Genomic DNA, 13,671 nt, shown 5'->3' on the forward strand with positions numbered 1-13,671 from the left:
AGTATAGGATAAGATTAAATGCTTTTTAAAAATGATAAAAAATATACTTTGATTGATATTCAAAAACTATTTTCTCAAATACCTGTAATCTTTATTATGCTTTTGGCAACAATTCTTTTAGTTATTACATATTTTATTTTAGACTCAAAAGAGAATAGAAAAATAGATTTATTAAAACAAAAATATTTTCTAAACTATGAGTTTGCAAAAAAAGAAGAAATAAGTAGTTTTAAAACACACGTAAAAGAACAACTAAAAGAGAGTTTTTTAGAAGAAGAAATTCTTCTTAAGAAAGTGACTTATAAAGCTATTGGATATTTAGAATCTAATTCTTTGACAAAGTTTGATTTACTTACTGATTATCTAAAATCAATTGAAAAACATAATAATATTGAACTAGTAGTTTTCACAAAAGACAATCTAAATATTTTATATGGAATTGATTCTATTGATTATCTTCAAGAATTGATTTTTAACTCAGAAAAAACTAAAAAAAATAGAGATATAACTTTACAATATATTCATTCACAAGGTCAAAATAATCTTCAATATTGGAAGGATGATTTAAAAAGAACAGTAAGATTAAGCTTTTTTGATAAAGTTGTTATCAATGGATATGAGTATTTTATAGGTTCGTTTTCAACTATTAATTCAATCAAAGAGATTACAAAACAAGCTATTTTAAATACTATAAATGATGAATTATATAATATTTGGTTTTACGATATTATCTCTCAAGATACTTATAACTTCAATAATAAAAAGCAGTTGACAAAATCAAATGTCTTATTAAAATCCATAAAAGAAAATAAATCTTATGAAATACTCTCATACTATTTTAATGACTATGAATACAATGATAGTTTTAAAAACTTTACATATTTTTATAGTAAATACAATTTTTTAGTAAGTGTTTTTTATGATAAGAGTATTTTAGAATATGAAATAAAAGATAAAATCACAGGAATTCAAAAAGAGTATAGAAATCTATTTTTTCAAATCTTTTTTTATATTTTATTGATTACAACTATTTTGATTTTGTTTACATATATCTTCTCAAACTTTATCAAAACAATATTCAATGAATACAATGACGAACTAGAAGCTAAAACAGTATCTTTAGAGCATTGGAAAAAGAGATTTGAATTAGCGATTATTGCCTCAAATGATGGATTATGGGATATTGACTTTAAAACTAAGAAGATTTATTTCTCTGATAAATGGCTTGAAATGTTCGGCTATAAAAAAGAAGAGGTTCAGACATTCTCAGATTGGTTTGAGTTAATTCATAATGAAGATAAGAAAAAAGTTGAAAAACTATTTGATAAGATTTTTGCAAAAGCTGATGATACTTTTATTTGTGAATATAGACTTCAAACAAAAAATGATGGTTTCAAATGGGTTTTAGCACGAGGTAAGTCTTTTATTGGAGATAAGGGTGAGCTTGATAGAATGCTTATGATGTCTATGGATATTGATAAAAATAAAAGAATGAAAAAAGAGCTTTTAGATATCGAATATCTAGTTGAAGATGGAAAAATTGTAATTTTCAAACTAGTAAATGATGAAGATTTATCAGTAAAATATATATCTAACAGTATTAAAAGTTTTGGATATACAAAAAAAGATTTTGAATCAAAAGAGATGAATTTTATGAATCTGATTCATAAAGAAGATATAAATAAAGTTCAAGTAGCTATTAATGCTGCTTTAAAAAATGACCTTAAAAACTTCACTGTTGTATGTAGAGTAATAAACGCAGCAAATGAAATAAGATGGATTTCAAGCAGAGTAATTTTAATCAAGAATCATTCGGGATATGTAAGTCATTTTTATGGATATATAAATGACATTACAAAAATCAAATTAAGTGAAGAAGAGCTAAAACTAAAAGTAGAAGATGAAGTTAAAAAAAATAGAGATAAAGATAGAATCCTAATCCAACAAAGTAAACTTGCAGCCATGGGTGAAATGCTAGGAAATATTGCTCATCAATGGAGACAGCCTCTAAATAATGTATCTTTAATCATTCAGTTCTTACGAGATAATTATAAAAACGAAGCAGTAAGTGTTGAAAAAATTGATAAGTTTATGAGTAGAGCAACAACACATATAGAGTATATGAGTGAAACTATAGATGATTTTAGAAACTTCTATAAACCATCTAAAACACAAGATAAGTTTTCTGTAAAAGAGTGTATTGATACGCTTTTATATATGGTGAAAAATCAGTATGAAAATGAAAATATAAAAATCAATTTTGATTGTAATGATGTAATTATCTCAAACTATGAAAATGAACTAAAACAAGCAATTTTAAATATACTAAATAATGCAAAAGATGCCTTATTGGTAAAAAAACAAAACAATAAATTTGATGCAATTATAAACATACAAGTAAGAGAAGAAAACAATAAAGTAAAAATAGAGATTTCCAATAATGGCGATAATATTAAAAATGATATAATTGACAGAATTTTTGAACCATACTTTACAACAAAGTTCGAAACTCAAGGTACTGGAATTGGTTTATATATGACAAAATCAATTATAGAAACAAATATGAAAGGAAAAATAGAAGTAGAAAATATAAAAGATGGTGTGAGTTTTACTATCGCACTTAATATATAACTGCTTTTTAGAAATTATGAGTGATTTAATTACAAGAGTATTATTAGTAGAAGATGAAGAAGACGCAAGGGAAATATTAGAGTTTTACCTTGATACAATATTTGATGAAGTAGAAATTGCCTGTGATGGACAAGAAGGGCTAGATCTTTATACTAAATCATATGAAGAAAACAAAGCTTTTGATTTAGTTTTAACAGATATCAAAATGCCAAATAAAGATGGTCTATCAATGATAGATGATATTACGGCACTAAATGAAAATCAAAAGTTCATAATCGTATCAGCATACAAAGATGAAGAATACTTATTTAGATCAATTGGTCTAAATGTAATATCTTATTTTGTAAAACCATTAGAAGTAAAAAACATAATGGAAATGCTAAAAAAAGTAAAAACAAAAGTCCTAGAAGATAAATCAAAACAAGAAGTCCAAGTAGAGCTAATAAACCTAAATGAAACATACTCTTTTAATACAAAAACAAATCTTCTATATAAAGGCGAAGAGTTGATTAACCTTTCAAAAAAAGAGACTTTATTAATCCAAGCACTAATCACAAATATAAAAGAGATAAAAACAAAAGAATTCCTAAAAGAGTTCATCTGGAATGATGATAAAACCTCAGATGCAACAATGCGTACGGTTATCAAAAGAGTAAAAGATAAAGTTGCTGATGATGACTTTATAGTTTCTAAGAAGGGTTTGGGGTATATTGTTGAGTAGTTTACTCGTACTTTTATTTAGTAATAAATTTTAATTTTGCTAAATAATTCAAATTGAAAGGATTTATATGAAAATAAGTTGTTTTACAGATTTATTTGATGAGACATTTTTAACTGAAAGTCCATTTCTTAGTCATTTTATTAAAGGTCATTTAATGTTGGAGTTTCTAATGTTAAAATGTGTAGAGATTACTTTTCCTGAAAAAATGAATCATGCTGAAAAATTAACTCATTTCAACTTAATTATATTTCTTTATGATAATAATATAATTCCTTTAAAATTAAAGGATATTTTAATTTCTATAAATAGAATGCGAAATAAATTTGCACATAATATTGCATATGAGCCATCTATTCGTGAATATGAAGAAATACTGCTAGAAGCAAAAAGTTTTTCTCATGATATGACAGATGGAATACTACAAACCTTAGAAGAAGTAAAAGATAAGAAAATCTTAGGAGAATGTGAATCTTCTATATTTGTTGAACCATTTTTACAATTATCATATGATTTACACAGTATCTATCAGGAAAATGGTGGGGATTGGGAAAACTTTATTAAGAAAGATTATTAAGTTAACTAAAGGTAAAACTTTAGTTATCGTAATCTATATAAATTTATTTAAATTGTAAAATTGCCGCAACCACTAAAAACCCAACACCAACTACAATAAGTTGCATAGATTTCTCTTTTTTTAGTATTGCTTCATCTACTTGAAATACTGCTACAGATTTTAAAGTCCCATTTTCTTCGAACTTCAAAAACTTATAACCTTTTTTTCCTAGTTTAGTTTTTGTTTTTTCTAACTCTTTTTCTCTTTGTTCTTTGGTAAAGCCACCAATTACTATATTTTTTATTGCCACGATTATCTCTTTTTAATATTTTTTGAGAGTATTATATCACTGTAATGATAAAAATCTTTTTCTTGATTTTGATTAAAGTGAATATTCAATAGAATTACTAATAATAGATATTCCAGTGATCATCAAAAGAGTATATCTCTTTGTTTTTAACAGTATAGAATTTTAAAGTACTTTTCATTTCATAGAAGATATTTAATTTATCTTTATTAACCCCTATTTTTTCAAGGTAAAAGCCTGCAAGCTGATAGTATGGATAAACAAAATCGAATTTCTTTATTACATCAAATATCTTATCTATATCAAGTTGATCTTTTATTTTTCTAAACTGCTCTATCACATCTTCTGGCGATTTAAAATATTGTATATTACTTATCACTTCTACAAAGGCTCTATTTACTGATGAAACTTTGTATTTACCATATTGTATAATCTCAATCTCTTCAGTATTATTTGATTCAAGCATTACTACATTAAAACCATTAATTCTATCACGGGCTTGGGTCATTCTTGGTTTTTTTGAAAAAGCATTATCTATTGCATCTTGTTTTATATTTTTTGATTTGAAGTCGCTTCTTTGGCTTCGCTCTTTTGATACAAAAACAAACTTCTCTCTAAAATTTGAAAGACCTTGAATATTTAAAGATGTAAACATAGGGAAAAAAGACCTACTTTCAAGAGAATAAGTAAAGTCATATATATTAAAAATTTTCCTAAGTGTATATCTTGCCTTAACTACATTTCTTATTTTTATTGAGTGCATTATTAATTCATCATCCAGTAGCTTTGAAAAGAAATCATCATAAGATAAACTAAGCGATACAAGTCTTTTATCTTTTAGCTCTTTAAGTAAAGTATCTAAATCTAAAGTGGACATAAAACCTTGTTCTTCAACAATTGAAAGTATTTCACTTTTATTTTGTGTATAATAATTTTCTGCCATAAGCCTATCTTAATAAAGTAAATTTACTTTATTTTATCACATACTAAAAAATATGTCAAGTTGAGATATTTGACAAAAAGCCAATAGTTAATTATAATTAAGTAAATTTACTTAATATTGAGTGCATATGATATACATTATTAACAACAATAAATCTCTTGGTGTATTAACACAAGACCATCAAACAAAAGAGATTACTTTTAAATACAATGATGGAATCACAAATGAAGAGTATATACATGGATTAACAAAAGAAGTTAATACTTCATTCTACCTATTTCCTGTTTTTGAAAATATGCTACCAGAACATGACCAAAAGAAGCTTTTAGTTAGTCAAAATGACATTACAAACGATATCGATATTCTTGCTTACCTTGATAATATTCATGGCTCTTTTGAATTTTATACAGATGAAACTATTAAACAGTTTGAACCAGAAGAGTGGGAAACATTCAACTTTAATGAAAAAGCAAAAGAAATCCTAAATAATGATTATGAATTCCCCAATATTCTAAGTGATTATACATTAGATATTGATCCCTCCACTTTGTATCCTACTGAGCTTGCAAATAGTAGAGTAATTGGATTATCTGGGTATCAGTATAAGTTTTCTGTATTACTAGATGATAAAACAAAAACTATAACCCACGACTCTTCAAAGTCTAGTAATTATTTCATGAAGCCTTATAGCAAATACTACTCTACTTTTATGCCAAGAGACAAAGCTAGAAGTTATATACCATATTTGCTGATTAATGAACATCTATTTATGACAATTGCAAGAGATTTTGGTTTTGATGTTCCATACAGTGCAATTATTAAACATGGTGTTGATTACCACTATATCATCAAAAGATATGATAGATATAAACACAGTAAAATTGACCACACAGAGATATTAACTCTAATGAATAAAGAAAGTGAGCAAAAATATAAGGTTTCTATGCAAGATGTATTTGAAGCTGCCCAAGAATACCTTGACAATGATGAGCAGTTAAAACTTTTAAAATTCATTATATTTTCAATAGTGATTGCACATGGTGACTTACACGCAAAGAATTTGTCTTTAATAAATTCAAGTAATGATCAAAAAGATGAAAAAAAACAGGTTTCACCATTTTACGACATTTCCACAACTAAAATTTATAAAGATACAAAAACAAACGATATCGGGCTAAAAGTACTTAACAAAACTTTTAAAATAAATAGAGAATTCTTATTGAAGTTTGCAGATCTACTTAATATTGATCGAGAGATTGTAAAAGAGTATATCAATGAGATTTGCAGTAAATTTAAAGATACATTTTTAAATTATGTAGATACATTACCAAGTGAAATAAAAGGTTTACCTTTTCACAAAAGTGCATATTCTCAAAACCCATTTGAAGTTATATTGAAGAACTACTATGAAGGAAGAATTAAGTATATTAATGAGTATTTACTGGATAAAGATACTATTTTAGAAGAGGAAGAAGACGACTTTTGGGATTAATTTTAGTATTACTTCATCTACTTGACATACTGCTACAGATTTTAACGTCCCATTTTCTTGGAACTTCAAAAATTTATAACCCTTTTTTTCATAGCTAGTTTTTATTTTTCTAGTTTCTTTTCTCTTTGCTCTTTTGTAAAGCCACCAATTACAATATTTTTTATTGCCACGATTATCTCATTGAAAGCATAAAAAGCTTTTTCTTGATTTTGATTAAAGTGAATATTCAATAGAATTACATAAATATATATAAAGAGAAAAAATGACAATTACAAGACAGATTATATTCCTAGCACAAAAAGATTGTATAGAAGAATTAAAAGCAGTTCTAAAATATTTACTTGACAATACAAGAGGAACACAAGGGTGTCTAAAATTTGATATCTACCAAACAAAAAATAATCCAGTTGAATTTATACTTATGGAGTCTTGGGAGAATGAAGAAGCATTAAGCGCTTACTTTAAATCAGAAACATATTTAGATTTCAAAAATACTTTCAATGAATACACAGCTCACGTAGAACCATTTGAGCTTGAAGTACTATAATTCAATAGTATAAAAATAAACAAAATGAAACATTAAAGGGCAAATGAGACTATAAAATAAATTAATATTTTGAATAAAAGCCCTAAAATACATAACTCTTACACAAATTTATAAATTTGAAACAATTTTGAAACAATTTAGTTTCAAAATATGTTATACTGCTTCTAGTACAAAAACTAAGGAGAAATAACATGTCTAAAATATCAATTTTAAAAAAGATTTTTGTTACATCAGCAATCACAGCAGCTATGATTACTGGTGCAAATGCAGCAAAAAAAGAGACTAAATATGTAATTGCAACAGCAAGTACAGGTGGAACTTATTATCCAGTTGGTGTTGGGATTGCAACAATCGCTTCGTTAAAACTAGCAAAAAAACATAAAACAACTTTTTCAGCTATCACATCTGCAGGTTCAGGTGAAAATGTAGATATGCTACAAAAAGGTGAAGTAAACTTTGCAATTTTACAAGGTTTATTTGGTTCTATGGCTTGGCAAGGTAAAGCTAAATACGAAGGTGCTCCAAAGAAAAATCTTAGATCAATTTCTATGTTATGGCAAAATGTTGAACAGTTTACAATCAGAAAAGATTATGCAAAAACTGGAAACATTATGGATTTAAAAAACCTTTATGGTGAAAGATTCTCAATTGGTGGTAGATCTTCTGGTTCTAGAGTTTCAGCTGAAACTATTATGAATTCACTTGCTATTGATTTTAATAAAATGAATATTCAATACTTAGGATACACTCCAAGTTCAACTGCATTACAAGATGGTAAAGTAGATGGAATGAATACTCCATCAGGTCCTCCAACATCAGCAGTTACAAATGCTTTCGCTTCTATTGGAAATGATAAAATTAAAGTTTTAGATTTTGACAAAAAGAACTTAGACGCAATTAATGCAAACTATCCAGTATGGACTCCCTTTACTATTAAATCTGGAACATACCCAGGACAAGACAAAGATATTAATACAATCGCTCAACCAAACTTACTAGTTGTAACAAAAGATACTCCAGCAGAAACTGTATATCTTTTAACAAAAACAATTTATGAAAACTTACCTTTCTTAAATACAGTACATAAAGCTACAAAAGCTATGTCAATTCAAAAAGCAATTGCTGGGCTTCCAATGCCACTTCACCCAGGTGCAGCAAAATTCTATAAAGAACAAGGTATCAAAATCCCTGCTACTTTAATGGCTAAGTAATACTGACATATCAAAAGAAGACTCTCTTCTTTTGATATATGGATTATGTAAGTAATTATAAATTGTTTATGTAGTTTATATAAATTTAGGAATAAAAAATGATAAAAATAAAATACTTTAAAGAAATCACTTTTGTCTACGCAATCTTTATATCACTATTTCATTTTGGTATAAATATTTGGGGTGGTATTAGTGACTTATGGTTTAACTCCGCGCACTTTGCATTATTAGCTTCTTTAGGATTCTTAACTTATGAAGCAGGAAAAAATGAAAATGAAGTAAGTATTCTTAATATACTTTTTGCAGTTTTATCTCTTGGAACATTTATATATATGATGGCTTTCGAAGAGAGTCTTTATGCTGTTGCAAATGGTCAAATGAGAACAAGTGACTTAATAGTTGCAGCTATGACAATAGGTTTAGCTATTGAAATGGTTAGAAAATCTACGGGATATATTATCCCAGGAATTATAATTTTCTGTATTGCATATTTACTATTTTTAGGTCAACATATTGATGGAATATTTGCATTTGCAGGTATGAATCACGAAAGATTTTTATATAGAATGTTCTATACAAGTGAAGGATTATTTGGGCCAATTGCCACAATTTCTTCTACTTATGTATTTATGTTTATTTTATTCGCTGCTTTCTTACTTAAGTCAGGAGCAGGTGATTTCATCGTAGATGTAGCAAATGCAGTTGCTGGTAAATATACTGGTGGAACTGGTCACGTTGCTGTAATATCATCAGCTATGATGGGAACAATTTCAGGTTCAGCAGTAGCAAATACTGTATCAACTGGATCTATTACAATTCCAATGATGCAAAAAGCAGGATTCAAATCCAAGTTTGCAGCAGCAGTTGAAGCAGCAGCAAGTACAGGTGGACAAATCATGCCTCCAATTATGGGAGCAGGGGCTTTTATTATGGCTCAAATGACACATATTCCATTTGTTACTATTATTTCTGTATCTATTTTACCGGCTATCTTATACTTTGCTTCTATTGCATTTTATATTAATATCCATGCAAAAGAACATAATGTTCAAGGTGAAAAATCAGATGTTAAAATCTTACCAATTTTAAGAGAAGGTTTCCATTTTATTATTCCATTATCAACTTTAGTTGGTTTATTAATTTATGGATTTACTCCTACTTATTCAGCTGGTATTGCCATACTTGCTATTGTTTTCTCTTCTTATTTAACAAAAAATAAAAGAATGGGAATCAAAGAGATTTTAGGTGCATTTGCACTTGGGGCTCAAAATATGGTTGTAACGGGAGTATTACTTATTGCTGTTGGTATTATTGTAGGAATTATTAATATCTCTGGTATTGGTATTACATTCTCTCAATTAATCATGGAATGGTCGGGTAACTCATTACTTCTTGCAATTGTATTAATTGCTATTGCTTCATTAATCTTAGGAATGGGATTACCAGTAACTGCATCATATGTTGTATTATCTGTATTATCAGCACCAGCACTTGTAGGACTTATGTTAAGCCCTGAAATGGCAGCTTTAGTAAATGCAGGAATTCAAATACCTGAAGTTACTATGTATTTATTATCCGCACACTTGATAATCTTCTGGTTATCTCAGGATTCTAACCTTACACCACCTGTATGTCTAGCCGCATTTGCAGCAGCTGCAATTGCAAAGACACCACCAATGGCTACGGGTTTAACAGCTTGGAAAGTAGGAAAAGGAATGTATATTATTCCTCTATTATTTGCCTTTACTCCACTTATTAATGGTACTTGGTTAGAGCGGTTTGAAGTATTTGGATTCGCATTAATGGGAATCATGGCTTTCTCTATTGTTATGGAAGGTTACTGGGATAAAAAGATGAATATTTTAGAGAGAGTTATGTTTGCAGTAGCTGCAGTATTATTATTAACTCCTGATAGTGCATTTAATATGGAAACATATTTAGGGACAATTCAAAATACACATGTTGTAGGATTTATAATCTTTGCAGTATCAATGGTTTTACACAAAATGTTATCAAAGGAAGCGAATTTTTATGCAAGAGCTAATTAATACACTTGAAGCTTGTGGGTACAAGGTTCATAGTGCAAAAGACAAAAACGAAGCATTCGAAATATCAAAGTCATATATTCAATCATCAATGAGTATAGGACTTGGTGGTTCAACTAGTGTGCAAGAAATAGGTTTACTTGATTATATTACTTCAAAAGAGGATATCACTTTATACAACCAGTATGAAAAAGGTATCTCTATCGAAGAGAATACTAATAGAAGAAGACAGGGAATGTTAACTGATCTTTTTGTTACAGGAACAAATGCTCTAACAAAAGATGGAAAACTTGTAAATGCTGATGGTAGTGGAAATAGAGTTGCCGCTATGATTTTTGGTCCTAAGAATGTATTAGTAATTGTAGGAAAAAATAAAATTGTTGATACTTTAGAAGATGGATTTGCCAGAGTAATGGATGTTTCAGCTGTAAAAAATATAAATAGAATGAATAATAAAGCAATAGAGATGGGTAAGGAACCAAGACATAACCTTGATAATATTGCTAATAAATTCTCTTATATAAAAGCAGATGAGAAAGATAGAATAATACTAGTTTTAGTAGATGAAGATTTAGGATTTTAAAATGTATGATTATTTAATAATAGGTGCGGGGATTATTGGTTTAAATATTGCAAAGAATCTAAAAGAGAGATTTCCAGAATCTAAGATTTTAGTACTTGAAAAAGAAGATGAAGTTGCTCAGCACAGTTCAGGTAGAAACTCGGGAGTTTTACACGCTGGATTTTATTATTCAGCAGATTCTTTAAAAGCAAAGTTCACAAAAGAGGGAAATATTGCTTTAAAAGAGTTTGTTAAAAGTAGAGGTCTTAAAATCAATGAATGTCAAAAAGTAGTTGTTGCTACTGATGATAAAGAAGTTGAAGGTCTTGAAGAGTTAAAAAGAAGAGGTGAGGCTAATGGAGTTGAACTAATTTGGTTAGATGAAGATGGATTAAATGAACTTTATCCAAATATTAAAACTCATAAAAAAGCTCTTTTATGTCCAAGTACTGCTACAGTTAATCCAAAAGAAGTTACAAAAGAGTTTGCAAAAGTAATTAAAGACTTAGGTGTTGAACTACTTCTTTCTTGTAAATATATATCAAGTTCAAATAATGTGGTATCTACAAGCCTTGGAGATTTTCAAGCAAAAAAAGTAATCAATTGTGCAGGTTTATATGCTGATAATATTGCTAGAGATTTTGGTTTTTCAAAAGATTATGTGATTATTCCTTTTAAAGGTATTTATCTAAAAGATAAAAACAATGTTTCTCATTTAGAAACAAATGTATATCCAGTACCAAATCTTGAAAACCCATTTTTAGGAGTACATTATACTCTTACAGTTGATGGAGAGAGTAAAATAGGACCTACAGCAATACCTGCATTATGGAGAGAAAACTATAAGGGAATGGATAACTTCTCTTTAAAAGAGTTTTCTCAAATTCTATTTTATGAAGCAAAACTATTTCTTACTAATGCTTTTGGTTTTAGATCATTAGCTTTTAGTGAAGTGAAAAAATATAGCCTTTCATATTTAAAAGGTTTAGCTATGAAATTAACTAAACAAATGAATCATGATGGTTTTGATTCTTGGAGTACTCCAGGAATTCGTGCACAATTATTAAACAAAAATACATTAGAGTTAGTGCAAGATTTCGTTGTGGAATCTGATGAAAACTCTGTACATGTGCTAAATGCGGTTAGTCCTGCATTTACTTCTTCAATACCTTTCGCGAACTGGGTAGTTGAAACACATGTTTTAAAAAATAAATAATACTTCAAATATTTAATCGAAGTGCAATACTTTGTACTTCGATTCTTACTTAATTTCAAAAAAAAATCATTTTAGCAATATCTGGATTGTCATATAAAATTTAACTTGGTAAAATACGGCAATTAAACATTTTATTAAAGTAAAATTAGGAGAAATTAACATGAGTTATATATCAAGCGCAAATTTAGAGTCAGCAGATAAAGAGATATTCGATATCGTAGAAGCAGAATTAGATAGACAAACAACACACTTAGAAATGATTGCAAGTGAAAACTTTACTTCACCAGCAGTTATGGAAGCAATGGGATCAGTATTTACTAACAAATATGCAGAAGGTTACCCATACAAAAGATATTATGGTGGATGTGAATTCGCAGATGCAGCTGAGCAATTAGCTATTGATAGAGCTTGTGAAATCTTTGGATGTTCATACGCAAATGTACAACCTCATTCAGGTTCTCAAGCAAATGGTGCAGTATATGCAGCATTATTAAAAGCTGGTGATAAAATCTTAGGTATGGATTTATCTCACGGTGGTCACTTAACTCATGGTTCTAAACCATCATTCTCAGGTAAAAACTACTCTGCATTCTACTATGGTGTAGAATTAGATGGTAGAATTAACTATGAAAAAGTAATGGAAATTGCTAAAACAGTTCAACCAAAAATTATCGTTTGTGGTGCTTCAGCATACGCAAGAGAAATTGATTTCGCTAAATTTAGAGAAATTGCAGATGCAGTAGGAGCAATTTTATTTGCTGATATCGCACACATTGCAGGACTTGTAGCAGCGGACGAACACCAATCTCCATTCCCTTACGCAGATGTAGTTACAACTACAACTCATAAGACTTTAAGAGGTCCAAGAGGTGGAATGATTATGTGTAATGATGAAGATATTGCTAAGAAACTTAACTCTGCAATCTTCCCAGGATTACAAGGTGGACCATTAGTTCACGTAATGGCAGCAAAAGCAGTAGCATTTAAAGAGATTTTAGCTCCTGAATGGAAAGCATATGCAGTACAAGTAAAAGCAAATGCATCTAAATTAGCAGAAGTATTAATGGCAAGAGGATATGATGTTGTTTCTGATGGAACAGATAATCACTTAATCTTAGTATCTTTCTTAAATAAAGAATTCTCAGGTAAAGATGCAGATGCAGCATTACAAAACGCTGGTATTACTGTAAATAAAAATACAGTTCCAGGTGAAACAAGATCTCCATTTGTAACATCAGGTGTTAGAATTGGATCTCCTGCATTAACAGCAAGAGGAATGGGTGAGAAAGAATTCGAATTAATTGCAAATAAAATTTGTGATGTATTAGATGATATTGAAAACACTGAGTTACAAGCTTCTATTAAATCAGAGCTTAAAGACTTAGCTAATAACTTTGTTATTTACAACCAATCAACTTACTAATAAGTATTAAATATAGGGTT

Annotated in this window: 13 protein-coding genes; 10 read left to right on the forward strand and 3 right to left on the reverse strand. The window is 28.6% G+C overall.

Going from position 1 to position 13,671, the window contains the following annotated elements; all coding sequences use genetic code 11:
* The first annotated feature begins 18 nt into the window (after positions 1 to 18).
* The 3 genes from ALEK_RS05735 to ALEK_RS05745 all read left to right on the forward strand — a co-directional run bounded on the left by ALEK_RS05735 (position 19) and on the right by ALEK_RS05745 (position 3,926).
* Complete coding sequence (locus ALEK_RS05735) at positions 19 to 2,631, forward strand: PAS domain-containing sensor histidine kinase (RefSeq protein WP_173424120.1); 2,613 nt, start codon at positions 19 to 21, stop codon at positions 2,629 to 2,631.
* 16 nt (positions 2,632 to 2,647) lie between these two features.
* Positions 2,648 to 3,352 carry a response regulator transcription factor gene (locus ALEK_RS05740; RefSeq protein ID WP_071627294.1) on the forward strand — a complete coding sequence of 235 codons (705 nt, stop codon included), beginning with the start codon at positions 2,648 to 2,650 and terminating at the stop codon, positions 3,350 to 3,352.
* Between the two features lie 67 nt (positions 3,353 to 3,419).
* Positions 3,420 to 3,926, forward strand: a complete 507-nt coding sequence (locus tag ALEK_RS05745) for a hypothetical protein (protein WP_071627295.1) — start codon at positions 3,420 to 3,422, stop codon at positions 3,924 to 3,926.
* 43 nt (positions 3,927 to 3,969) lie between these two features.
* Here ALEK_RS05745 and ALEK_RS05750 read toward each other — a convergent pair whose 3' ends face one another.
* Both ALEK_RS05750 and ALEK_RS05755 read right to left on the reverse strand, forming a co-directional pair.
* A complete protein-coding gene (locus tag ALEK_RS05750; protein WP_071627296.1) occupies positions 3,970 to 4,215 on the reverse strand; it encodes a hypothetical protein in 246 nt (81 codons plus the stop codon).
* 97 nt (positions 4,216 to 4,312) lie between these two features.
* Complete coding sequence (locus ALEK_RS05755) at positions 4,313 to 5,155, reverse strand: hypothetical protein (RefSeq protein ID WP_071627297.1); 843 nt, start codon at positions 5,153 to 5,155, stop codon at positions 4,313 to 4,315.
* 127 nt (positions 5,156 to 5,282) lie between these two features.
* Here ALEK_RS05755 and ALEK_RS05760 point away from each other — a divergent pair, with 127 nt between their 5' ends.
* Positions 5,283 to 6,647 carry a type II toxin-antitoxin system HipA family toxin gene (locus ALEK_RS05760; protein ID WP_071627298.1) on the forward strand — a complete coding sequence of 455 codons (1,365 nt, stop codon included), beginning with the start codon at positions 5,283 to 5,285 and terminating at the stop codon, positions 6,645 to 6,647.
* Positions 6,648 to 6,748: 101 nt separating this feature from the next.
* On the opposite strand, the gene ALEK_RS17635 is transcribed toward ALEK_RS05760, so the two are convergent.
* Positions 6,749 to 6,877 carry a hypothetical protein gene (locus ALEK_RS17635; protein ID WP_265734121.1) on the reverse strand — a complete coding sequence of 43 codons (129 nt, stop codon included), beginning with the start codon at positions 6,875 to 6,877 and terminating at the stop codon, positions 6,749 to 6,751.
* Positions 6,878 to 6,909: 32 nt separating this feature from the next.
* On the opposite strand from ALEK_RS17635, the gene ALEK_RS05765 reads away from it, so the two are divergent.
* The 6 genes from ALEK_RS05765 (at position 6,910) to ALEK_RS05790 (ending at position 13,651) form a co-directional block, all read left to right on the forward strand.
* Entirely contained in the window at positions 6,910 to 7,194 is a 285-nt protein-coding gene (locus tag ALEK_RS05765) for a putative quinol monooxygenase (protein ID WP_071627299.1), read from the forward strand.
* A gap of 191 nt (positions 7,195 to 7,385) precedes the next feature.
* Positions 7,386 to 8,405 carry a TAXI family TRAP transporter solute-binding subunit gene (locus ALEK_RS05770; protein ID WP_071627300.1) on the forward strand — a complete coding sequence of 340 codons (1,020 nt, stop codon included), beginning with the start codon at positions 7,386 to 7,388 and terminating at the stop codon, positions 8,403 to 8,405.
* A 98-nt stretch (positions 8,406 to 8,503) separates the two neighbouring features.
* A complete protein-coding gene (locus tag ALEK_RS05775) occupies positions 8,504 to 10,453 on the forward strand; it encodes a TRAP transporter permease (protein ID WP_071627301.1) in 1,950 nt (649 codons plus the stop codon).
* Complete coding sequence (locus ALEK_RS05780) at positions 10,437 to 11,033, forward strand: lactate utilization protein (protein WP_071627302.1); 597 nt, start codon at positions 10,437 to 10,439, stop codon at positions 11,031 to 11,033. The genes ALEK_RS05775 and ALEK_RS05780 overlap by 17 nt, the downstream gene beginning before the upstream one ends.
* 1 nt (position 11,034) lies before the next feature.
* Positions 11,035 to 12,228: an L-2-hydroxyglutarate oxidase gene (gene lhgO, locus ALEK_RS05785; protein WP_071627303.1), complete on the forward strand. Its 1,194-nt coding sequence runs from the start codon at positions 11,035 to 11,037 to the stop codon at positions 12,226 to 12,228.
* A gap of 160 nt (positions 12,229 to 12,388) precedes the next feature.
* Positions 12,389 to 13,651, forward strand: a complete 1,263-nt coding sequence (locus ALEK_RS05790) for a serine hydroxymethyltransferase (RefSeq protein WP_071628313.1) — start codon at positions 12,389 to 12,391, stop codon at positions 13,649 to 13,651.
* Positions 13,652 to 13,671 lie beyond the last annotated feature (20 nt).

Origin of the sequence: Poseidonibacter lekithochrous (genome assembly GCF_013283835.1) — a bacterium.
Classification (GTDB): domain Bacteria; phylum Campylobacterota; class Campylobacteria; order Campylobacterales; family Arcobacteraceae; genus Poseidonibacter; species Poseidonibacter lekithochrous.

Bases quoted from the DNA above. Each gene is read 5' to 3' on its own strand.
- ALEK_RS05740 (WP_071627294.1), top strand. From the start codon at position 2,648: ATGAGTGATTTAATTACAAGAGTATTATTAGTAGAAGATGAAGAAGAC.
- ALEK_RS05780 (WP_071627302.1), top strand. From the start codon at position 10,437: ATGCAAGAGCTAATTAATACACTTGAAGCTTGTGGGTACAAGGTTCAT.
- ALEK_RS05775 (WP_071627301.1), top strand. From the start codon at position 8,504: ATGATAAAAATAAAATACTTTAAAGAAATCACTTTTGTCTACGCAATC.
- ALEK_RS05770 (WP_071627300.1), top strand. From the start codon at position 7,386: ATGTCTAAAATATCAATTTTAAAAAAGATTTTTGTTACATCAGCAATC.
- ALEK_RS05755 (WP_071627297.1), bottom strand. From the start codon at position 5,155: ATGGCAGAAAATTATTATACACAAAATAAAAGTGAAATACTTTCAATT.
- ALEK_RS05735 (WP_173424120.1), top strand. From the start codon at position 19: ATGCTTTTTAAAAATGATAAAAAATATACTTTGATTGATATTCAAAAA.
- ALEK_RS05765 (WP_071627299.1), top strand. From the start codon at position 6,910: ATGACAATTACAAGACAGATTATATTCCTAGCACAAAAAGATTGTATA.
- lhgO (WP_071627303.1), top strand. From the start codon at position 11,035: ATGTATGATTATTTAATAATAGGTGCGGGGATTATTGGTTTAAATATT.
- ALEK_RS05790 (WP_071628313.1), top strand. From the start codon at position 12,389: ATGAGTTATATATCAAGCGCAAATTTAGAGTCAGCAGATAAAGAGATA.
- ALEK_RS05760 (WP_071627298.1), top strand. From the start codon at position 5,283: ATGATATACATTATTAACAACAATAAATCTCTTGGTGTATTAACACAA.
- ALEK_RS05745 (WP_071627295.1), top strand. From the start codon at position 3,420: ATGAAAATAAGTTGTTTTACAGATTTATTTGATGAGACATTTTTAACT.